This is a genomic window from Glaciimonas immobilis (genome assembly GCF_011947285.1).
GTDB classification, from domain to species: domain Bacteria; phylum Pseudomonadota; class Gammaproteobacteria; order Burkholderiales; family Burkholderiaceae_D; genus Glaciimonas; species Glaciimonas immobilis.
In genome coordinates this window covers 37,077-59,150 of the sequence record NZ_JAAOZT010000018.1, presented here as the reverse complement: position 1 = coordinate 59,150, position 22,074 = coordinate 37,077, and the positions used below count along the sequence as shown (strand labels likewise).

Here is a 22,074-nt window from a genome sequence, read left to right as displayed (position 1 = left end):
TATCCTGTCTAGCCGCTTTCGGCAGACCCTTGTATCATCATGTTCATGGTTATTCATGACAGGGTTTATCTGCGCCATGCGCGATATCCGATAGTAATTAATCCCTGCGTCACATGCGTTGGTAACGAGAGGAAAATAGTGATGAAATCGATTCTTGGTGTTCTTAGTGCCCCGCGTCAGCATTGGGTTGGCGATGGCTTTCCCGTGCGGTCGCTGTTTTCCTTCGACACACTGGACGGTCACCTCAATCCGTTCCTGATGCTTGATTACGCTGGTCCCATGCACTTTGCACCGACTGAACAGCGCCGTGGTGTAGGCCAGCACCCGCATCGCGGGTTTGAGACGGTGACGATTGTCTACGACGGCGAAGTTGAACATCGCGACTCTACCGGCAACGGCGGCGTGATCGGTCCGGGCGATATCCAGTGGATGACCGCAGCGTCGGGCATTTTGCATGAGGAGTTTCATGCGCCTGAATTTAGCAAAAAAGGGGGCGCATTTGAGATGGTGCAGTTGTGGATCAATCTGCCCGCCAAGGACAAAATGGCAGCGCCGGGTTATCAAGGCATCATCAATAAAGAAGTACCTGTCGTCAGGTTAGCGGATGCGGCCGGTACATTGCGCGTCATTGCGGGCGATTTTGACGTCGCGCACGGTCCGGCGCATACCTTCTCTCCGATCAACGTCTGGGACGTGAGACTGCGTCAGGACTGCTCTGCAACGTTTGCGATTCCCGCCGGTCATGTTGCCGCGGTGGTGGTGCTGCACGGAACGTTGATGGTGAACGGTAGCGAAGTCGCGCGCGAAGCGCAAGTAGTGGTGCTTGACCGCGACGGTGAGGCAGTTTTGCTGGAGGCAAATAGCGATGCAACGTTGTTAATATTGACTGGCGCACCGCTCGACGAGCCGGTGTATGCGCACGGACCCTTCGTGATGAATACACGTGAGGAAATCGTGACAGCGATGCAGGACTTTAATAGCGGTCGTTTTGGCGCGATTCCGCGATAGTGGGAAAAGGTCGGTAATGCGTTATGCTGAGAACGCACTGCCGACTATCGCACTACGACTATCGCATTACGACCATTTCACGTGGAGCATCAATCATGTCTGAAGCAACGGCGAAAACGCGGCCAAAATTAAAGGTAAATCAACAAGACATCGTTCCAGCCGAACCGCTACGGCCCGAGCTGGATGATTGTTGCGCTAGCGGTTGCACCCCTTGTATCTTTGAGCGTTACGAAGACGACATGGAGCGCTATCGCATTCGGTTACAGCAATGGGAAGATAAAAATGCTGGAAATCCTTTAAATAAATAGCGCAAAAATTTCTAAAATAACCTACAGTCAACCAGAACAAATAATAATTCATCACTGCCATTTTCCATTGAGAGGGGTGCGCCATGCGAATGAGTGACGAGGAGTATTTTCGGAGTTGTGTCGCGAAAGAGCGACGTCTGGCGCAATTGCTAGGCTATGAAAATATAGAAGAATGCTACGAGCGGGCCGGTACTTTACTAGTTAATACCGACGCATTGCCGCAGTGGACCCGGGACTGGAAGGCTTGCGGTCCGTTAATTGCGGCACATGGAGTAACGATTCAATACGGCAAAGATCCCGCGCACGAGCATGGCGATGCGGTTATTTGTGGATCGGTGAATGTACCGTTTTCAGATCATCCCTGTAAGGATCGGGCCATCATGTTTGCAGTGGTCAAGGCGGTGATCGTGCTTTTGGAGCATGCAAAATGCCATCACTCTCAATAACACTTATTTCTTAACCTGACGCCGGGTAGTGGCTGCATTGCAATGTAATAAATTATTTAACCGATATCAACCGTAATAGCGTTATTTCGGACGGTGCCCAAATGCGTTTGGGTGGTCCCCAATAGCCGGTGCCGCGGCTGGTATATACCCACAGATTGTGTAGTTTGTTCAAGCCAGCCGTAAACGGTTGCTGCAAAGGCACAAATAAATTCCACGGAAAGAATTGCCCGCCGTGCGTATGGCCCGATAATTGCAAATCAAAACCGGCCTCCGCAGCCGCGACGGCAGAGCGAGGTTGATGGGCCAGCAATAACTTAACGCCAACATCGCTTGCCGCTCCTTTTATTGCCAGGTGCGGGTCGCTGCGATGCGTTTCATCGAAATGATGTGCGCCAAAATCTGTCACCCCCGCCAATAACAGCGACTCTCCCTTATGTGCAAGAATCACGTGCTGATTCATTAATACTGTCAAACCCAGTCGCCTTACTTCCACAATCCAGGCATCGGCGCTGGAATAATATTCATGGTTGCCGGTTACAAAATATACGCCATGATGCGCGTGCAGGTCCGCCAGCGGAGCCGTATGCGGTGCCAGCCGTTTAACGCTGCCGTCCACCAGATCGCCGGTTATCGCGATGACGTCAGCACCCAATCCGTTGACGCGCTTGACGATGGCGTCAAGATAACCGCGTTTGATCGTCGGGCCAACATGGATATCGCTAATCTGGGCAATTGTGAAGCCGTGCAAACCAGCCGGAAGCTGACTAATCGGCACATCGACGCGGACCACTTGCGCTAGTCGTCTTGCGTTAAATAAACCCATCAGGGTAGTAGCAATGGCCAGCAACGGAACCGCTGCAGCGGTGAACGAAGAAACCTGAGCTGCGGGAGCGCCCAGCCAGGGCGCGACCACTAGAATGATCTCGCGTAATAATGTTAATAATAGTAAAGAGGAGAACATCCCCATCGCCAGCAATCCCACCCATGCGAGGCGATCCGACAGAGGCTGACGTTTGATGGTCGGCGCCAGCAATCCGGCAGGGATTAAGAGAAAAGATAGCAACAGCCAGCCCGCGCCGAGCCATTGCAGTAGCGCCGAAACCGGTAAAGCGGGCAATATGCGCCAGCCAATGAGACCATGCAAAGCAGCGAGTATGCAAAAAACCAAAGCGACGGCGAAACGCGAACGCATACTTTTCCTTAATGGAATGGGTGATGATTGAAATGATTTTTTGGCAGATCAGCGACCATCAACGGCCTGATTGCGTGAGATCGATGTTGAAACTAATCGCTACAGCTTATATATTGGTACAGTAAAGAAAGTTTCAATAGGTTTTGAACGGCAACTTGGACCTTATGAAAATTGCCAAATAATTATTAATTATCTATAAGTCTATATTTGTGCGCATCGATAACAGGGTAACAATGCACGGCAGCAACAGCCACTACGCAATTTTCCCAAAAGCGCGTCTGTCTTCAACCGCGCTGACATTGGCTATTGATAAAAACCGCCATCAATAGTAAGGTCCGCGCCATACACCTTCTTTGGAATGAAATAATGAATGAACAACCAGTAACGAATTTTTTTTGGGATGACTGGAAGCAGGAAGCCATAGCAGCCGGCGTAGCGGCACCTTTGGCAGCGTTAGGCAGCGATGTTTTACGCTTGCACCGGCTAAATCGTTGGGGTGACGAGTTTTTGGGTACTTTTGACGACGCACCGAGCATGTTGGTCATGTGTCTGGAAGAACCGCTGGAAACCGAGTTAATGTTTCTGGAAAATTTGCATCCGTACGATACTGCCCTCATTGCGGCGACCAAGATTCGCCTTGGCCTGAAGTAATCCCGCTGCGTGTCGCCCCCTTGCGGCGGCACGCGTACGGTGCTGCTGGCGTGCAGAATGTGATAGCCGGGAGCTTTGTGCTTGCGTTACTGTTACTCTTTGTGGCTTTACTCCTGCGCACACGATAATGTCCGTGCTGCGCCTGAGAAGCGCCTAAAAAGCGCGCAACCATTCAAATCGACTTAACGTATTCACCGAGGGCCTGGTCAATCTGTCTCCGCGATTTGGGGTAGACTGAGAGTCCGCATAGCATTACCCTAAGAACAACTTCAAAAAAATAATGTCAACTGATCACTACTCAGAAGCCGCTTTGGAAACAAGCGACCAGCCGATTTCAGCGCGCATCCGTGCGCGTATTGAGAAAGCTGGCGTCCGATTTCATGCTAACGATAATATTGCCTCGTTCATCAAGGATGGCGAGCTGGAGGCGTTGCAAGCCGAGGTACAAAGTAAAATGTCCGGCGTATTGCAAAGTCTGGTAATCGACATCGAAAGCGATCACAACACGCAGGATACGGCCCGGCGTGTTGCAAAAATGTACGTTCAGGAAGTATTTCGGGGTCGCTATCAAGCGCCTCCACCAGTCACTGAGTTTCCTAATGTAGAACAGTTAAATGAGCTAATGATCGTCGGCCCGATCACTGTGCGCAGCGCGTGCTCGCATCATTTCTGTCCCATCATGGGCAAAGTCTGGATCGGCGTGATGCCCAATGAGCATTCCAATCTGATTGGCTTGTCGAAGTACGCCCGCTTAATTGAATGGATCATGAGTCGGCCCCAGATTCAGGAAGAGGCCGTATCGCAAATTGCGCAATTGCTCATGGAAAAGTTGAAACCCGATGGCCTGGCCATCGTAATGGAGGCCGATCACTTTTGTATGGGTTGGCGCGGTGTTAAAGATACCGAAGCCAAAATGATCAACAGCGTTATGCGCGGCTCTTTTTTGCGAGACGCAAATTTGCGGCGTGAGTTTTTAGCGCTGATAACCAAGCGAGGATGACATGCTAGTCCGTTTGATTTATGCCAGTACTGCCGCTGAACTGGTCAATCACGAATTAATCGAAAAAATTCTTGAGGTGTCCCGCAAAAATAATATCGTCAATGGCGTGACGGGCGTGCTCTGCTACGGAGATAATATATTTGTGCAGGCGTTGGAAGGGGGCCGCGAACAGATCAATGATTTGTATGGCCGCTTGCAGCGCGATACACGTCATACCAAGCTAGTATTGCTGGATTATGCCGAAATTCAAGGGCGTCAATACGCAGGCTGGACCATGAGTAAAATCAGACTAGATCGTATTAATTTGTCATTACTGCTGAAATATTCAGCGGCCCCGGTTCTTAATCCCTACGCGGTTGCGGGTAAAACTACCGTGGCATTGCTTGAGGAGTTAACAGCGGCAGGATGTTTTTCCACACGCGACTGAGAACCCGCTCACCATCTGACTGCGCAGACGTGATTTGATGTTAAATGGTGCTCGAAATCCTCATGGCCTCCAGGCCACTCCGGCTTCTCCGCGCCATTTACCACCAACTGACGCCCGCTCGTTGCAGATGGTGAACGGGTTCTGCGCCTGCGACATCTGACTGCGCGGACGTGATTTGATGTTAAATGGTGCTCGAAATCCTCATGGCCTTCAGGCCACTCCGGCTTCTGCGCGCCATTTACCACCAACTGACGCCCGCTCGTTGCAGATGGTGAACGGATTCTGCGCCTGCGACAACAAATCATCCAACCAGATCAGCTAACGCGTCTTCAAGTTTTCCATGTAAAAAGCGATAGCCCAACGCCATCATCTGGATCGGTATCGCTTTTTGTCCACCTAGCAGTAAATAGGCGCGCTCGCTCAACGCCATCCGCATGACTGCCGCGGGAGCGATCAGCAGGGTGGGACGATGTAGCGCGCGGGCGAGCTTATCTGTGAACGCGCGATTGGTCACAGGTTCTGGTGCGGTCATGTTGAACGCGCCGGATGCGTGGGTGTGGTGTAACAATACCAAAACCATGGCGACATAATCGTCAATATGAATCCAGCTCATCCATTGTGTGCCATCGCCTAGTCGCGCCCCTAAACCTAGCTTGAATGGCAGCAACATCTTTCCAAGTATTCCACCTGAGCGATCCAGCACCAATCCGGTGCGCAGCAAACATACTCTGACATTCAGCGCTTCAGCCGGTAGTGCAGCTTGTTCCCACGCTGCGCATAATCTGGCACCGAAATCTGCAGCAGTCGGGGCTGATTCGTCCAGTGCCGCGTCACCGCAATCGCCGTAGTATCCAACCGCCGAGCCGCTAAGCAGGACCGCTGGCTTGTGACGCTGGGCGTTGATGCGTTGCACGACTTGTTCGGTCAACGTTACCCGACTGCGCCACAATAATTCCTTGCGTTTTTCCGTCCAGCGCGCATCCACAATCGGTTCGCCCGCTAAATTGATGATGGCATCGAAAGCCGCGTCGCTGCCCCATTCGTCGAGTGAACCAAAAGCATGGACTGCGGCGCCGCATTTTTGTTTAACCGATTCGGGATGGCGGCTGAGGACGGTTATTTCATGGTCTGCCTGCAGTAACGCCTTGCACAAGTGCCGTCCTATCAGCCCTGTTCCTCCAGTGATCAGAATCCGCATGCTGAGATGCTCCTTTCAATGTTGTGCTGTGAATGAACCTAAGGTGAGCGTTTAGTGTGCGCTTCATGGTGATCGTCACTCATCGGGTGACCGGAAGCGCCTGGCGACTGCGATGGCCAACTTAGCGCCGCTTAAACCAACCAGTGAGCGATAAACGCGGCCGTGTCGCCGGAAGTACTTCATGCAACATATCAGATGACAGAAATATTACGAGACTACCGGCAAGTGGATAAACGTCCTGCGGCGGCTGGCCCTTTAGATGCAGACGTAGCGCACCGCCATGTTGCGGTAGCCAGTCCTGATTAAGATATAGCACGCTTGAAACAACGCGCCGGTCGTCATCGTTAAAACGATCTACGTGTTGCTGATAAAAAGTACCGGGCGGATACAGGGCAAAGTGGGTTTCAAATTCTTCCAGTCCGAGATAAAGCGCCTGATTCAATGCGTGACGGAGTTTTCCCATCGTTTTTAGATACACATCGGTAAAGGGAGATTGCCCTCCCTCCAACCATTGAATCTGATCACCGCGAATATTCTCGCGGACCGCCTGCCCAGCGCCACGACCAACTGCGGCAGGTGCCAGCGCTCCGCGTTCGGCACGTGCATAGCATTCGGCAGAGAGAGCCGCTATCAAGTCAGCGGGCAAAAAATCCGGTGTGTAAGACCAGCCACGCGCGACCAAGTCGTCAGTCAGGGTGGCGACTGCCGCATCAGTCATCGGTGAGACGGTTAATGCTCCGCCTCGTATTGTGCCCTGCGGCGCTCTTCTTCTTCCTTGCGAGCGAGGGCAATTTCACGGACCACAGACCCAACATCTACCGGCTTTTTGTGCGCGGCGACTTTACCTGTCAACGGTACGTCGGGATGGAGTAATCCGGCGACATATAGCGCCCAGATCTCCTTACCGTACTGTGTGCCGTTAAGTTTAGGAGCGAACTGGCCAAAATAGGTTGCCAGATTATCGACATCGCGCTCCAGCATTTCGGCGGCGCCACTGTTGCTCGCTGCATCGACGGCTTGCGGCAAATCGATAATTACCGGACCGTTTGCGTCAACCAAAATATTGTATTCGGACAGATCGCCGTGAACCACCCCGGCGCACAACATCAACACCACCTCGCGCAGCAACATCGCGTGAAATTGCAGTGCTTGCTGTTCGGTCATGGCGATGTCATTGAGGCGCGCCGCTGCGTTCCCTGCCGCGTCGGTGACCAATTCCATCAGCAGCACGCCTTCGAAGCAGATAAACGGCTGTGGCACACGCACACCGGCCGCTGCCAGGCGATATAAAGCATCAACTTCGGCGTTTTGCCAGACTTCTTCCTGCATCTTGCGGCCGTAACGACTCCCTTTTTCCATCGCACGGGCCTGACGGCTGTTTTTAACTTTACGGCCTTCCTGATAGGACGCGTTCTGACGGAAGCTGCGCTGATTAGCGTCTTTGTAAACTTTGGCGCAGCGAATTTCTTCACCGCAACGGACGACGTAAACGGTTGCTTCTTTACCACTCATTAGTTGACGAATCACCTCGTCTACTAGTCCCTCTTCTACTAACGGTTCAATTCTTTTTGGGGTTTTCATAGATAGATAAGTGAATATATCAACGTTGCACACTAAGGGATAAAGACGGAGTATGACGCATTATCGGGAAATGGCAACTACAGGATCAGTCCCCAGCATTATTTGTTTTCTTTTAAAACAATGAGTTAGGTTATCGAAGGCTCCAATGGTCACTGGATCAAGCCGGGGAGGTCAGACTAGTGACAACTTTCCTGAAATGCCTTCTAAAAAACAACAATTGCCCTTCTATTGTCGCACTTGATTTAAAAATGAGCGCGCCCACATACGCGAAACCATGCTTTGCGCTATGATTACGCCCGTTTTTATCTTTTAGGACAATACATGTCGAACGCTTGTGGTGTAGATTTCGGCACGTCAAATTCCACCGTCGGCTGGAGCCGACCGGGACAGTCGGCCTTGCTGCAGCTGGAAGATGGTAAGGTCACCTTGCCTTCGGTGGTGTTTTACAATGCCGAAGATGAAATATTCAGCTTTGGACGCGCTGCGCTGGCCGGTTATCTGACCGGTTATGAAGGTCGTCTGATGCGCTCGCTCAAAAGTTTGCTGGGATCGGCCCTGATTGACGGACAGACCGAAGTCGGGGGACGTGCGTTGCCTTTTCGCACGTTGCTGGAGCAGTTCATTAAAGAACTGAAAATCCGTGCCCAGCGCTCGGCGGGGCAAGAGTTTGACAGCGTGGTGTTGGGCCGTCCTGTGTTCTTTGTCGACGATAACCGGGCCGCCGATCAACGCGCGCAAGCAACGCTGGAAGAAGTTGCCCGGGCTGCCGGATTTAAACATATAGCGTTTCAGTACGAGCCCATCGCCGCAGCGTTCGACTATGAGTCAACTATTGACCGGGAAGAACTGGTCCTGATCGCCGATATCGGCGGTGGAACGTCCGACTTTTCGTTGGTACGTTTGTCACCCGCACGCGCTAAAAAGCAGGATCGGCGCGACGACATTCTGGCGACCGGCGGTATCCATATTGGCGGCACCGACTTCGATAAATATCTGAGCTTATCGAGCGTCATGCCGATGTTGGGTTTGGGCAGTCGGCTGGTCAATAATAGTGAAGTGCCATCGAGTTATTATTTTAATCTGGCGACCTGGCACACCATTAACCTGATTTATACCCGCAAGATGGCGGAGCAATTGAAGGACGTAGCACGCGAAGTACGTGAGCGCGACAAGTTTGATCGCCTGCTCGATCTGGTTGAGCAACGTGCCGGCCATTGGCTGGCAATGAAGGTGGAAGATGGCAAAATTGCGCTTTCGGATGCCGAGACGGTTGAACTGACATTGGAAAAATTATCTTCCAGTGAGCCGATTCAGTTGAGCCGTGGTGCCTTTAATACCAGCATTTCGCATCTGGTGTCCTCGGTAGAAGAAACCGTCGGCAAGTTATTGCGGGATGCTGGCGTCAAAGCCAATGCAATTGATACGGTGTTTTTTACCGGTGGCTCAAGTGGTGTTGGGTTACTTCGCCAACAAATTGCGGCGGTAGTCCCCACCGCCAAAGCGGTTGAAGGGGATTTGTTTGGCAGTATTGGTGCAGGTCTTGCATTGGACGCGGTACGTAAATTTTCATAACTGCGGTTACTTTACGTTAATTTTCTTTTAATTAACGTAAAGCAACTTGCTCATATCATTGCATGACTTCATTATCCCTATTGCTGGACGCCGCCCAATTCTGTTTGGTTGTTGTCTAGTTGTTACTTTCTTTCGCAACTACTTTCTTTTCCGGCGGTGTTTTCCGAAAGCCGTAAATTCCTCGGGGTGTCCCTTCAGGAGTGCCAAAAAATTTACCGTCGCCCACTAACTGGGCACGATAAATCCCCGTGTTCCCGGAGAATAAATAACTCACGATGCACGCCACAGCGGCCAATGACCCGATCTCCGGCCCAAATAACTCTATCGCCATGATGGTGGAAGCGATCGGCGTGTTCGCCGCGCCCGCAAATACTGCCACAAAGCCTAGCCCGGCTAACACCGGAAATGGCAACGCCAGCACGTAACCTAACGCGTTACCTAATGTGGCGCCGATAAAGAACAGCGGCGTAACCTCGCCACCCTTAAAGCCGGACGCCAACGTCACTATCGTGAACATGAACTTGCCAAAAAAGTCGTAGGCAAGCAACGGTTGCGTAAATGACGCGACAATGGTGGGGATGCCAAGGCCCAGATATTTATCAGTCGCCAGTAACGTGGCAGCAAGCGCCACGATGACGCCGCCGACGAACGGCCGCATCGGCGCGTAACTGATCCAGCGCTTGAACAGATGCGACAAGCCATGGGTTGCCGTGGCAAAAAACATCCCTGCCAGCCCGAAAGCGATCCCTGCAACAATCGTTGCACCCAGTACCAGAACGCTCATGTGCGGGACAAAAGGCACGGCATAATGCGTGTGATGTACACCCAACAAACCCGGCAATTGATCAGCCACGATAGCGGCCATAAAGCACGGAAAGATCGCGTCATAGCGCAGGCGGCCGATTGCCAGCACTTCCAGACCAAACACCGCACCGGCGAGGGGGGTGCCGAAGACGGATGCAAAACCGGCACTGATACCGGCCATCAGCAAAATGCGGCGATCTTCTTTATTCAGTTTGCAAACACGCGTTACTACGTCTGCCAGCACGCCGCCCATTTGCAAGGCAGTCCCTTCACGACCGGCGGAACCGCCGAACAGATGGGTGATGACAGTGCCGACTAAAATCAGCGGTCCCATGCGGCGAGGCACAATACGTTGTGGATCATGGATCTCATCGATTAACAGATTGTTGCCGCCTTCGACCGATTTACCGAAATGATGGTACGCCAATCCCACTGCAAGGCCGGCAATGGGCAACAACCACAACAACCACGGATGGGACATGCGGGTGGCGGTGGCCCAGTCCAGCGCCACCAATAACGCGGATGAAGCCGCACCGGCCAACACGCCGATGACCGCCGACAACGCCAGCCAGCGGCTTAGATACAGCACCATGGCACATTGTTCGGGAATTTTTGTAAGTTTCAAAGTGAATCCGTGGTTAAACCAAACATTTCAACATCCGACCAAGGCGTCATTCAACGCTGGGCCGCATCAATTTAAGCGACGCGTAGCTTCTTAGCGCTGCATCAAGGGGCCAGTGCAAGCGCCAGCGTCTCCTTGATTTCTTCCATCACGACATAACTCTTGGACTGGACCGCACCCGGTAATTTTAGCAACATGTCGCCCAACAACGTGCGGTACTGTGACATCTCGTGAATCCGAGCCTTGATCAGATAGTCAAAATCGCCGGAAACCAGATGACATTCCTGCACCTCAGGTATACGCAACACTTCACGCCGAAATTGTTCAAAGGCAGACGCGGATTTATGGTTAAGCGTAATCTCAACAAATACTAGTAGTTTTGCACCTACGGCAGCGGGGTTGATGCGCGCATAATAGCCTTCAATGACGCCATCGCGTTCCATTCGCTTAACCCGTTCGATACAGGGCGTAATCGACAGGCCGACTTGCTCGCCTAGTTCTTTCATCGACATCCGACCATCCTCTTGAAGCAGGCGAAGGATATGGCGATCCAGCTTGTCGAAGGAGCGAATGGATTCTTTTTGGGTTCTCATCGTGCGCAGAAATTATCTGTGGTTAAGTTTTTAGCGTTATCGGATTTAATGGTGGTTTCTAGTTCATACAGCACCGATTATGCGCACTGATAAACAACGTTACCCGGCCATCGCCCTATAGCCACAACAGCAGCACGAGCATTATCTACTGAATATTGCCAGTTATACGGTAACAAAAACTGGCGTATTTTAAATAGCATAGCGTTAACTACTATAAATCAACAACGACTCAAGTATTTGATCTGTACACGCTTTTATATCCATGGATTGTGGCCGTAAAAATCGCGTGTTGTGCATATTTAGGAGAATTAACATGCGGGTCCTTGTTCTGGGCAGTGGAGTGGTCGGCGTCACGACAGCATATTATTTAGCGCGAGCGGGGCACGAAGTCACTGTGGTGGACCGTTTGCCCGGTCCCGCAGAAGAAACCAGCTTCGCCAATGCTGGCCAGATTTCACCGGGGTATGCCTCGCCCTGGGCCGCACCGGGAATCCCATTGAAAGCATTGAAGTGGATGGTCCAACAACATGCGCCGCTGTCGATCACCCCCGATGGCACGCTGTTTCAGTTGCGCTGGATGTGGCAAATGCTGCGCAACTGCAATGCCGCCAGTTATGCGATCAATAAAGAGCGGATGGTGCGCCTGGCCGAATATAGCCGCGACTGTTTCAAGGAGTTGCGCGCCGATACCGGCATCGCTTACGAAGGGCGGCAGTTAGGCACCTTGCAGGTATTTCGCACCGAGCAACAACTGGCCGACGCGGCCAAGGATACGCAAGTGCTGAAGGATAGCGGCGTCCCGTTTGAACTGTTAAGCGTAGAAGAAATAGCCCGGGTCGAGCCAGCCCTTGCAGCGGTTAAACACAAGTTATTCGGCGGCTTGCGTTTGCCCAACGACGAGACCGGCGACTGTCAATTGTTTACCACGCATCTGGCGCGCATGGCGGTGCAACTCGGCGTGCAATTTCGCTACAACCTGCAAATCGACTCGCTGACGTTCTCCAATGGCGAAATCGCCGGCGTCCAATGCGGTCACGATTATTTGCAAGCGGACAGATACGTGGTGGCACTGGGAACCTACTCGACCAACTTCTTGCGCTCCATCGTCGACATACCGGTCTATCCGCTGAAAGGATATTCCATTACCGTACCGATTTCTAACGTGGATGCCGCGCCGGTATCGACCGTTCTGGATGAAACCTACAAAATTGCCATTACGCGTTTTGACAACCGCATCCGTGTTGGCGGCATGGCAGAAATCGTGGGCTACAACAAAGCATTAAATCCTAAACGTCGCGCTACGCTGGAGATGGTCGTCAACGATTTATTCCCCGGTGCCGGTGATACCGCGCAAGCCAGCTTTTGGGCAGGGTTGCGTCCAATGACGCCGGACGGCACCCCGATAGTCGGCAAAACGCGGATTCGGAACCTGTTCCTCAACACCGGTCACGGCACGTTAGGCTGGACCATGTCTTGCGGATCGGCAGCGTTGCTGGCGGACGTGATCTCGGGCAGGCGTCCTGCGATTGCTGCGGATGACCTGAATGTCAGTCGTTATCACCGCCATGGTCGCCAGCCGGAGGCCGAGGTATTTGCGTGAATGATCGGGATACTCGGCGCCGCCGCCGCTACATTATTTTTTGGTCATGCGGCAACGTAGGATTTGGGTAATCAAGTAACATTGGTCTACTTATTGCGTTTACAAGCAAGACCAAAAAATGACAGCTATCGTATGCAGCCTGCTAGAAACCGATTTATATAAATTTACGATGTGGCAAGCGTTGCTGCACAGTCATCCCGGCGCGCATACCGAATATGCGTTCGTCTGCCGTAATACGCCAGCTTTCCCGCTGGCCGAACTGAAAGCAGATGTCGAGCGCGAGCTGGATCATCTTTGTTCGCTTTCTTTCACCGAAGATGAACTGGATTATCTGCGTAATCTTCGGTTTATAAAAAGCGACTTTGTCGACTTTCTGACGGTTTTTCGCTTCCAGCGGAAGTTCATCACAGTTGATACGGACGGCGACACATTGCGCATCGTGGCAACCGGGCCGCAAGTTCACGTGATGGGGTTTGAAATCTATGTCCTGTACATCGTTAATGCGCTCTACTTCCAGCGCTTGAATCAGTCGCAAGCATTGACGGAGGCGCGCAAACGACTTGCGGCCAAAATTGATTTGCTGCGCGAGTTTGGCCAGCAGCCCGCCAAAAAACATCCCTTTGAATTTTTCGATTTCGGGGTGCGCCGCCGCTATTCCGGCGCATGGCATGAGGAGGTCGTTCGTACCTTAGCGCGCGAAGTCCCGCAATACTTCAAAGGCACCTCCAACGTTTATCTGGCCAAAAAAGTCGGTCTGATTCCAATCGGGACGATGGCGCATGAGTACCTGCAGTCTTATCAATCATTTGGCGTACGACTGCGCGATTTTCAAAAAGCCGCGCTTGAGGACTGGGTGCAGGAGTATCGCGGCGATCTCGGAACGGCCTTGACGGACGTGGTCGGCATGGACGCGTTTTTAGCCGATTTTGACTTATATTTTGCCAAGTTATTCGACGGGTTGCGGCACGATTCCGGTGATCCGGTAGAGTGGGGCGAGAAGGCACTGGCCCACTATGTAAAACTACGGCTGGATGCTAACACCAAACGCCTGGTGTTTTCTGACGGGCTTGATTTGCCGACGGCATTTAGCCTGTATCGGACCTTTGCTGGGCGGATCATGACCGGATTTGGGATTGGCACTAATCTGACCAACGATACCGGTCTGGCACCGCTCAACATCGTAATGAAGTTGACCGCCTGCAATGGTCAGCCGGTCGCCAAACTGTCAGACACCCCTGGCAAGACCTTATGCACGGATGAAACCTTTCTCGCGTATTTGCGGCAGATATTTCATCATGCCACCATTTAAAAATCGAGATACCGCATTAATAGCGCGGTCACTCGATTTTCTCATAATCGTTCCTTAACCGCCGCACGCGTTTGATCATTTTGTAAGCAGTCTATAAATAGACTATAATCATAATAAGTCTATTTATATACGTCGGAGTGATGATGATCACCGCAACGCAACAGGCTGCAGCCACCTCTAAAAAACTTTCTTCTGCGGGATTAAAGGCCTTCTTTAATATTGCGCACGACTGGAAGTTGAAGAACGATCAAGAAATAACCTTATTAGGCAGTCCAAGCCGCGCCGCTTACTTTAAGTGGAAGAGAGCGCCGGAAACAGCGCATCTTAGCCGGGATACCCTGGAGCGTATTTCTTACCTGCTGGGTATTTATAAGTCCCTGCAAATTCTGCTGCCCGATACCACATCAGCGGATGCGTGGATTAGTAAACCGAATAATGCGCCGCTTTTTGGTGGCCAAAGTGCGCTAGATCGCATGTTGTCAGGCAATGTTGCCGATCTGTTTGTTGTGCGCCAATATCTGGATGCAACGCGCGATGGCTGGGCTTAATGGACTGGCCAACGATTGCGCTTGAGTGGTCGCCGGGATTTCGCATTATATCTACCAGATTTCCGTCGATCTATTTATTTGACCGGGTGGCTGATGCCTCTGATTTTGATGCGCTGTATGAACTCGAAGCGATGACTAATTCTCGGTTGCGTAACGAGATTGGTGAAATTTCTCTGATTCCGGAAAGTGAGCGGCTTTACGGCAACGGTTCTGGACCTATCATGGCGGCATTCACGCATCTGAATCCGCATGGCAGTCGATTTTCTGATGGTAGTTATGGGGTGTTTTATGCGGCGAAGGAGAAGGAAACGGCCATAGCAGAAACGAAACACCATTCAGCCATCTTTATGCAAGCCACCAACGAAGAACCGATTTATCTGCAAATGCGACTGTACCAAATGCGCGTGCAGGGTTTAGTGAACGATTTGTCAGAAGCAAAAGATACACATCCCGAATTATTCTCGCTGCACAATTATGCGTCTTCACAGTCGATGGGTAAGGAAATTCGAGACAGTGGAGCAAACGGTATTTGTTACCCCAGCGTGCGCCGCGAAAATGGTACATGCGTGGCGGCCTTCAAAACGGCCCTTTTGCGTGATTGTTATCACGCCGCCTATCTTGAATATCACTGGGATGGAAAAGCAATTAACTACGTGACTGAACGTATTGAATGATGTTGACTTGGTGTTCAGAGTTAGGGATGACTGGGAGCGCATGAAATTCAGAGCATCCTTCGTCGCTTTACAACCAGATCAAACCGCCGCGTGGCCTTAATCCAAGGTTCTTAATATGATATTACACTGTAGTTACTGAGCGGGAGATATATGAAAACATCAATTCGCAAAATAGGTAATTCACAAGGCGTTCTGATTCCGAAGCCATTCCTTGCGCAAGTCGGGATGAAAATTGGCGATATAGTATCCATATCGAGATTGAAAACAACAGAATTGTTATTCGAAAATTGAAAAAAAAGCCGCGTGATGTGATACGCCGCACTTTGAGCCGTCCCTTAAAACTTCTTGCTGGACCAGCGCCAACCAATGGATCGGAAGTTCGCCACAGCGGTCGCGGACCAGGCATTTCGCTTGATGGCTTATAAGGATGAGTATGAAGTAGCGCGGTTGTACGCAGCCCCGGAATTCAAGGCGTCACAAGCGCACACGAGGATGGCGCGCGAGTGAAGAATGAAAAAAGCAGTTAGAGTAGTGTGCTGTAGGCGGTGTGCCGTGAAGCCGCTCTATTGGCGAATAATAAAGTTTTATGATGAACATGTTATTTGTATAAATGTGTTGATCGCTAGCTTTTATCCGCTTGCACACTCTCTTTAACCGCTTTCTTTAGGATCATTATGCAAACTAATACAAATCCAACAACTGAAAACAGTAACGCACGCCTCTACGAGAGCGTCCAACTCGGGCCTTATCACCTCCGCAATCGCATCGTCATGGCACCGCTGACACGCAGCCGCGCCACGGATGGTGACGTGCCGAGCGAAATGGCGATCCTGTACTACGCGCAACGCGCCAGTGCGGGTTTGATCATCGCCGAAGCAACGCAGATCTCGCCGCAAGGCAAAGGCTATGTTTTCACGCCAGGTATATACAACGCTACGCAGGTAGCAGCCTGGAAAAAAATTACCGATGCCGTGCATGCCAAGAACGGCCGTATTTTTTTACAACTATGGCATGTCGGCCGTATTTCGCATCCCTCGATTCAGCCAAATGGCGAATTGCCGGTAGCACCTTCAGCGATTTTACCTGAGGGCCAAGCCTACACAGACGCAGGCTTCGTCCCTCTGGTGACACCACGGGCCTTGCGCCTTGATGAAATGCCGGGCATCGTCAACGATTATCGCGAGGCGGCCAGGCACGCTTTAGCCGCCGGTTTCGACGGCGTAGAAATCCACGCCGCAAATGGTTATTTGCTGGATCAATTCCTGCGCGATAAAACGAATCAACGCACGGATGCGTATGGCGGCAGTGTCGAAAATCGGGCGCGCCTTCTGGTCGAGGTAACAGCAGCAGTGACCGAGGTGTGGGGCGGCGATCGGGTGGGATTAAGAATCTCACCACTGAGCAAATTTGGGGATATCTGGGATAGCAATCCGCAGGCTCTTTTCACACATGCGGTGGAGAAACTGAACGCGTTCAACCTTGCCTATCTTCACGTCATAGAGGGCGATACCGGTGGCGAGCGCGAGGTCTCAGGTGGCTTCGACCTGCAAATTCTGCGTAATTTATTTAACGGCGCGTATATGGCAAACAACGGTTACGACGCCGATTTGGCAGAGGACCGGTTGGATGCAAAGAAGGCCGATTTAATCGCATTTGGTCGACCGTTCATTGCCAATCCAGACCTGGTTGAGCGTATGCAGACTTCGGCAGTACTGGCTGAAGCCGATCCGGCGACGATGTACGGGGGTGACAGTCACGGCTATATCGACTATCCAACGTTGTCTGGCAGTCTCGCTACATAAAACGCGTTGCAGACTGGTAGCATACTCCCGGGGGAGTCTGCCGAGCCGAGTTTTTTGCTATGCTAGCGACTTTCCACCGGTGGGCATCGCTGCTCGTACCGGCGGACCCCATTTACGGAGCAGCAGATATGGCCTCTTTGCAAGAGCAATTTTTAAAAGCTGGCCTGGTTGACAAAAACAAAGTCAAACTGGCCCATCAGGACAAGAGTAAGCAAAAAAAGGCCGAGCGCCGTGCCGGCACGGAAAGTGTGGATGAAACGCGCCTGGCTGCACTCGAGGCGCAACGCAAGAATGCCGATCGCGCGCGCGAACTCAATGCCGTGCGTGATGCTGCCGCCACCCAAAAGGCGATCGTGGCGCAAATTGCACAAATGGTGCAGCAAAATCGGCAGAACAAAGGTATCGGCGAGCTCGCGTATAACTTCACCCATAACAACAAAATTGAACGGATGTACGTATCGGCCGCGGTGCAAGCGCATTTAGTGGCTGGGCGTCTGGTCATCATCTGCTTGGGCGGCGGCCCCGAATTGGTTCCCAGAATTATCGCGGACAAAATTGCGGAGCGCGATGCAGCGATCGTGGTGCGCGTCAGCAAGACTGTCTTGGAGATCGATGCGGACGATCCGTACGCAGCCTTCCAGATACCTGATGACTTGATGTGGTAATTCTGGCTTGAGTTTCACGTTGTAGCCCTTCAGCGCCCGCATCTGGCAGGCGCTGAACCAGAGTCCTTTGCCTCCTGCGCAAAAAGCTCTATTAGTGAATCCATAGAGGTATCGTTACCTCTGCGCACCACGATGAAGCGCTTTACCGCCTAAATCTTGGCAGGCTTACTGCTTGTAAAGTAGGCATCATTGATATTGGAATAATGAAATTTCATAGCTTAAGTGAGCTAAACCGCGCTATGAATTCAATACTCACGCCGCCAACCACAGGCCACCTGTCGGACGCCGAAAGAGGCAAGTATTTACTTACCGCACTCGCCGTTTTCTCACGATACAGAAATTTGATTTCACATGATGAAATATGGAGTGAGGGAAAATGTCGAAAACCATATCATTTTTTGGAAATATATTTCACATAGCAAAAAATAGCCCCTAACTCATTGAAAATAAATAGAATAATTTAAGTCATATGTCTTATATAAGACATAGATCGTAAATGAAAAAGCAGATATTATTGTTCCATGCAGTTTTTTTCCAACTCTCCATTTTGTTCACCGTAGAGTCAACAGATGGTGGGATGCGGCAATACCAAATACGTTTTTCTCAATCTTGCTTAATTATTTAAGGATATTTCACATGTCACAATATCAAGAAGACATCAAAGCCATTGCCGGTCTGAAAGACAAAGAAGGTAGTGCGTGGAGCGCGATTAACCCTGAGTCCGCTGCACGTATGCGCATTCAAAACAGATTCAAAACGGGTCTGGATATCGCCCGTTACACGGCCAAGATCATGCGCGATGACATGAACAACTACGACGCTGACTCTTCTAAGTACACGCAGTCGTTGGGTTGCTGGCACGGTTTTATCGGTCAACAGAAGATGATTTCTATCAAGAAGCACTTCAACAGCACCGACCGTCGTTATTTGTATCTGTCAGGCTGGATGGTTGCTGCGTTGCGTTCTGAGTTCGGCCCGTTGCCAGACCAGTCGATGCACGAAAAGACTGTTGTATCAGCTTTGATCAAAGAGCTTTACACTTTCTTGCGTCAAGCTGATGCACGTGAGTTGGGCGGTTTGTTTCGTCAATTAGACAGTGCTGAAGGCGCTGCCAAGCAAGCGATCCAGGACAAAATCGACAACCACATCACGCACGTAGTCCCAATCATTGCCGATATCGATGCCGGTTTCGGTAATGCAGAAGCGACGTATCTGTTGGCCAAGCAGATGATCGAAGCGGGTGCATGCTGCATCCAGATCGAAAATCAGGTTTCTGATGAAAAGCAGTGCGGTCATCAAGACGGAAAAGTTACTGTTCCACACGAAGATTTCTTAGCCAAAATCCGTGCAGTCCGTTATGCGTTCCTGGAGTTGGGTGTTGACGACGGCATTATCGTTGCGCGTACCGATTCACTGGGTGCTGGCTTGACTAAACAAATCGCGGTAACTAATGCGCCAGGCGATTTGGGCGATCAATACAACTCGTTCCTGGACGTTGAAGAACTGTCGGCCGACGAGATGAAAAACGGCGACGTTATCATCAAGCGCGACGGCAAGCTTGTGCGTCCTAAGCGTCTGCCTAGCAACTTGTTCCAGTTCCGCGCTGGTACAGGCGAAGAGCGTTGTGTGTTGGATTCGATCACATCCCTGCAAAACGGTGCTGACTTGCTGTGGATCGAAACTGAAAAACCACATATCGCGCAAATCGGCGGTATGGTGCGTGAGATTCGTAAAGTGATTCCAAATGCTAAGCTGGTGTACAACAACAGCCCATCATTCAACTGGACACTGAACTTCCGTCAGCAAATATTCGACCTGATGAAAGCCGAAGGTAAAGATGTTTCTTCGTACGATCGCGCTGGTTTGATGAGTGTTGAATACGATGAAACTGAATTGGCAATCGCTGCAGACGAAAAAATCCGTACATTCCAGGCTGATTCAGCACGCGAAGCTGGTATTTTCCATCACCTGATCACGCTGCCGACTTATCACACTGCTGCGTTGTCTACTGACAATCTGGCTAAAGACTACTTCGGTGACCAAGGTATGCTGGGTTATGTTGCTGGCGTTCAGCGCAAAGAAATCCGTCAGGGTATCGCTTGCGTCAAGCACCAAAACATGGCTGGCTCAGACCTCGGCGATGACCACAAAGATTACTTCAGTGGCGACGCTGCACTGAAGGCATCCGGTAAAGACAACACGATGAACCAGTTTTAATCACTGATCTGGGGTTAAAAAAGCTCGCTTTGGCGAGCTTTTTTTATGTGCGGATGACTCTGCTTTGTTAACTGCACCGCTACCGGGCGGGAGTACGGCAACGCCTCCAGAATGAAAAGCCTCAACCCAAAGGTTGTGGTTTCATAAGATATATCTTCACAGCTGATGGCTGATTCGAGTCATAGAAACCAGAAATTTAAACCGACCAAGGCGACTACCAACGTACAACGGAGTTGCTGACGCGGTGCTCGCTCTGGGTAAAATGACTGTATGGCTTTTTAGGATGTGGTCCACGGCAAAATTTTTCGAGTTGGCATCCAGTACAGGCTTTACGGTTTAGTACACTTTGTAAGTTTTTACAAAACGTTATGGCTATGTTTCGCAATGTCCCGGCGTGTTCCGGTAATATTCCATTCATCCGTCTTGTTTATCTCGGTTACCCTTAGGAGGATTTCTTGTTCGATATTTTATTGAAGTATGGCCCAGATCTGGACCTCCCAGTCGCCACTCATAGATTTGTTGAAAAATCCGTGTTTGAAATAGTCGCGGAAGTGATTGGTAAACTTCAGTCCGAACTGGCCCTTACTGGTTGTCGCGTATTATTTAGAGGTGCAGGTTTTGCTGACGATTCCTCTAAGGCCAATGCGTTTCAGGTATTAAAGCAGTTTGGTATCGACGATGTGAAGAGTCTTTAACCATGGCCAGACTACCTGCGATCCCACCAATTTTGCCCGTCGGTGATTTAAATTGGCAAAAGTTGATGCCCTTGATGAGTCGGGCGAATGCCGCTTTAGGGCGATATGACGGCTTGCTTCGTTCGTTGCCGAACGCAGCGGTATTATTGTCGCCTATTACGACAAATGAGGCAGTATTGTCTTCGCGCATAGAAGGCACGCAAGCAACCTTGGAAGAAGTCTTGCAGCAAGATGGCGGGGTAGAGATTCCACCAGAGCGGCAAGCTGATATGGAAGAGGTTAAAAATTATCGTAGCGCTTTATTTTCCGCTGAGTCGGCGATGGAGCATCGACCAATATCGCTTTCGATTATCAAAGAGCTGCACCAAAGCCTTATGCAAGGTGTTCGTGGTCAAGATAAAACACCAGGTCAGTTTCGCATCGATCAAAATTGGATAGGTCGGCCCGGCTGCACGATGGAAGAGGCCCGTTTTGTGCCGCCCAACCCGATTGTCTTGCCCCAAGCGCTTGATGCATGGGCGAACTATATCTCTACGTCCGAAGATGACCCTGTCTTGCAAATTGCGGTGGTGCATGCCCAGTTTGAGATATTGCATCCCTTTAAAGATGGCAATGGACGTATCGGTCGGATGTTAATACCTTTGTTGTTGTTTCAGCGTGGATTATTGTCGCGCCCTATGTTTTATCTGTCTGAATATCTTGAGCTACATCGCGAGGAATATTACGATAGATTATTGTTGATTACCGATCAGGGCGATTGGCAAGGATGGATTGAGTTTTTCACCAAAGGCGTGATCTTGCAGGCAGATACAAATCTGACTAAGGCGCAAAAAATATTGGCGTTATATAACGATTTGAAAACTCGTTTTATTGAAGCGACGCGCTCGCAATATGCCGTACCTGCGTTGGATGCATTTTTTATTAAACCAATTATTAACTCCACCGATTTCGCTGCCAGATCTGGTATTCCCACACGCTTTACCTCTAATGCGAGTTTAAAAACATTGACCGATCTGGGTTTGATTCAACTCTTTCGGGAGGGGGCAGGGCGCAATCCGAATATTTATGTTCTTAGTAAGTTGCTCAATATTGCTGAAGGGCGAGAAGTCTTTTGATTATTTTTTATCTTGCGTATCGTTAGGTGTGACTGTTACTAAGTAAT

The 22,074-nt window shown here is 50.8% G+C and carries 23 protein-coding genes and 1 pseudogene; 18 read left to right on the top strand and 6 right to left on the bottom strand.

Going from position 1 to position 22,074, the window contains the following annotated elements; all coding sequences use genetic code 11:
* Positions 1-141: 141 nt before the first annotated feature.
* From HAV38_RS21125 to HAV38_RS21115, 3 genes are all read left to right on the top strand, one after another.
* Positions 142-1,008 carry a pirin family protein gene (locus HAV38_RS21125; RefSeq protein ID WP_168057381.1) on the top strand — a complete coding sequence of 289 codons (867 nt, stop codon included), beginning with the start codon at positions 142-144 and terminating at the stop codon, positions 1,006-1,008.
* Positions 1,009-1,103: 95 nt separating this feature from the next.
* Entirely contained in the window at positions 1,104-1,316 is a 213-nt protein-coding gene (locus HAV38_RS21120; protein ID WP_168057380.1) for an oxidoreductase-like domain-containing protein, read from the top strand.
* Between the two features lie 83 nt (positions 1,317-1,399).
* Positions 1,400-1,762 (top strand): aminoacyl-tRNA synthetase, encoded by a 363-nt coding sequence (locus HAV38_RS21115; RefSeq protein ID WP_168057379.1) that lies wholly within the window; start codon positions 1,400-1,402, stop codon positions 1,760-1,762.
* A gap of 52 nt (positions 1,763-1,814) precedes the next feature.
* Here the strand turns inward: HAV38_RS21115 and HAV38_RS21110 are convergent, their stop codons facing one another.
* Positions 1,815-2,954, bottom strand: coding sequence for a metallophosphoesterase (locus tag HAV38_RS21110; protein ID WP_168057378.1), 1,140 nt, complete (start codon positions 2,952-2,954; stop codon positions 1,815-1,817).
* Between the two features lie 366 nt (positions 2,955-3,320).
* Here HAV38_RS21110 and HAV38_RS21105 point away from each other — a divergent pair, with 366 nt between their 5' ends.
* The 3 genes from HAV38_RS21105 (at position 3,321) to HAV38_RS21095 (ending at position 5,032) form a co-directional block, all read left to right on the top strand.
* A complete protein-coding gene (locus HAV38_RS21105; RefSeq protein WP_168057377.1) occupies positions 3,321-3,605 on the top strand; it encodes a hypothetical protein in 285 nt (94 codons plus the stop codon).
* A gap of 280 nt (positions 3,606-3,885) precedes the next feature.
* The gene (gene folE, locus HAV38_RS21100; protein ID WP_168057376.1) at positions 3,886-4,605 is read left to right on the top strand and encodes a GTP cyclohydrolase I; all 720 of its coding nucleotides are present in this window, start codon (positions 3,886-3,888) and stop codon (positions 4,603-4,605) included.
* 1 nt (position 4,606) lies between these two features.
* Positions 4,607-5,032 (top strand): BLUF domain-containing protein, encoded by a 426-nt coding sequence (locus HAV38_RS21095; protein ID WP_168057375.1) that lies wholly within the window; start codon positions 4,607-4,609, stop codon positions 5,030-5,032.
* A gap of 301 nt (positions 5,033-5,333) precedes the next feature.
* Here HAV38_RS21095 and HAV38_RS21090 read toward each other — a convergent pair whose 3' ends face one another.
* From HAV38_RS21090 to HAV38_RS21080, 3 genes are all read right to left on the bottom strand, one after another.
* Complete coding sequence (locus HAV38_RS21090) at positions 5,334-6,230, bottom strand: TIGR01777 family oxidoreductase (protein WP_168057374.1); 897 nt, start codon at positions 6,228-6,230, stop codon at positions 5,334-5,336.
* A 121-nt stretch (positions 6,231-6,351) separates the two neighbouring features.
* Positions 6,352-6,948, bottom strand: a complete 597-nt coding sequence (locus HAV38_RS21085) for a 2OG-Fe(II) oxygenase (protein ID WP_168057373.1) — start codon at positions 6,946-6,948, stop codon at positions 6,352-6,354.
* 11 nt (positions 6,949-6,959) lie between these two features.
* Positions 6,960-7,811, bottom strand: coding sequence for a PA4780 family RIO1-like protein kinase (locus HAV38_RS21080; RefSeq protein ID WP_168057372.1), 852 nt, complete (start codon positions 7,809-7,811; stop codon positions 6,960-6,962).
* Positions 7,812-8,132: 321 nt separating this feature from the next.
* On the opposite strand from HAV38_RS21080, the gene HAV38_RS21075 reads away from it, so the two are divergent.
* Entirely contained in the window at positions 8,133-9,383 is a 1,251-nt protein-coding gene (locus HAV38_RS21075) for an Hsp70 family protein (RefSeq protein ID WP_168057371.1), read from the top strand.
* Between the two features lie 115 nt (positions 9,384-9,498).
* Here HAV38_RS21075 and HAV38_RS21070 read toward each other — a convergent pair whose 3' ends face one another.
* Both HAV38_RS21070 and HAV38_RS21065 read right to left on the bottom strand, forming a co-directional pair.
* Positions 9,499-10,779, bottom strand: coding sequence for a voltage-gated chloride channel family protein (locus tag HAV38_RS21070; protein WP_168057391.1), 1,281 nt, complete (start codon positions 10,777-10,779; stop codon positions 9,499-9,501).
* A 134-nt stretch (positions 10,780-10,913) separates the two neighbouring features.
* Entirely contained in the window at positions 10,914-11,402 is a 489-nt protein-coding gene (locus HAV38_RS21065; RefSeq protein ID WP_168057370.1) for an Lrp/AsnC ligand binding domain-containing protein, read from the bottom strand.
* A gap of 313 nt (positions 11,403-11,715) precedes the next feature.
* On the opposite strand from HAV38_RS21065, the gene HAV38_RS21060 reads away from it, so the two are divergent.
* The 11 genes and pseudogenes from HAV38_RS21060 to HAV38_RS21010 all read left to right on the top strand — a co-directional run bounded on the left by HAV38_RS21060 (position 11,716) and on the right by HAV38_RS21010 (position 22,027).
* Complete coding sequence (locus tag HAV38_RS21060; RefSeq protein WP_168057369.1) at positions 11,716-13,002, top strand: D-amino acid dehydrogenase; 1,287 nt, start codon at positions 11,716-11,718, stop codon at positions 13,000-13,002.
* Between the two features lie 118 nt (positions 13,003-13,120).
* Positions 13,121-14,311 (top strand): nicotinate phosphoribosyltransferase, encoded by a 1,191-nt coding sequence (gene pncB, locus HAV38_RS21055; RefSeq protein ID WP_168057368.1) that lies wholly within the window; start codon positions 13,121-13,123, stop codon positions 14,309-14,311.
* A gap of 140 nt (positions 14,312-14,451) precedes the next feature.
* Positions 14,452-14,859, top strand: coding sequence for an MbcA/ParS/Xre antitoxin family protein (locus HAV38_RS21050; protein WP_168057367.1), 408 nt, complete (start codon positions 14,452-14,454; stop codon positions 14,857-14,859).
* Positions 14,859-15,533: an RES family NAD+ phosphorylase gene (locus HAV38_RS21045; protein ID WP_168057366.1), complete on the top strand. Its 675-nt coding sequence runs from the start codon at positions 14,859-14,861 to the stop codon at positions 15,531-15,533. The genes HAV38_RS21050 and HAV38_RS21045 overlap by 1 nt, the downstream gene beginning before the upstream one ends.
* A 150-nt stretch (positions 15,534-15,683) precedes the next feature.
* Positions 15,684-15,824, top strand: a complete 141-nt coding sequence (locus HAV38_RS22375) for an AbrB/MazE/SpoVT family DNA-binding domain-containing protein (RefSeq protein ID WP_168057365.1) — start codon at positions 15,684-15,686, stop codon at positions 15,822-15,824.
* Positions 15,825-15,905: 81 nt separating this feature from the next.
* Positions 15,906-16,007 (top strand): annotated as a pseudogene (locus HAV38_RS21035) (DUF6537 domain-containing protein); the annotation flags it as partial.
* Between the two features lie 200 nt (positions 16,008-16,207).
* Entirely contained in the window at positions 16,208-17,335 is a 1,128-nt protein-coding gene (locus HAV38_RS21030) for an alkene reductase (RefSeq protein WP_168057363.1), read from the top strand.
* Positions 17,336-17,463: 128 nt separating this feature from the next.
* A complete protein-coding gene (locus HAV38_RS21025; RefSeq protein ID WP_168057362.1) occupies positions 17,464-18,000 on the top strand; it encodes a DUF2058 domain-containing protein in 537 nt (178 codons plus the stop codon).
* A 636-nt stretch (positions 18,001-18,636) separates the two neighbouring features.
* On the top strand, positions 18,637-20,217 hold the full coding sequence (locus HAV38_RS21020; RefSeq protein WP_168057361.1) for an isocitrate lyase: 1,581 nt from the start codon (positions 18,637-18,639) through the stop codon (positions 20,215-20,217).
* Between the two features lie 455 nt (positions 20,218-20,672).
* Positions 20,673-20,912, top strand: a complete 240-nt coding sequence (locus HAV38_RS21015; protein ID WP_168057360.1) for a hypothetical protein — start codon at positions 20,673-20,675, stop codon at positions 20,910-20,912.
* 2 nt (positions 20,913-20,914) lie between these two features.
* Complete coding sequence (locus tag HAV38_RS21010; protein ID WP_168057359.1) at positions 20,915-22,027, top strand: Fic family protein; 1,113 nt, start codon at positions 20,915-20,917, stop codon at positions 22,025-22,027.
* The last annotated feature ends 47 nt before the right edge of the window (positions 22,028-22,074 follow it).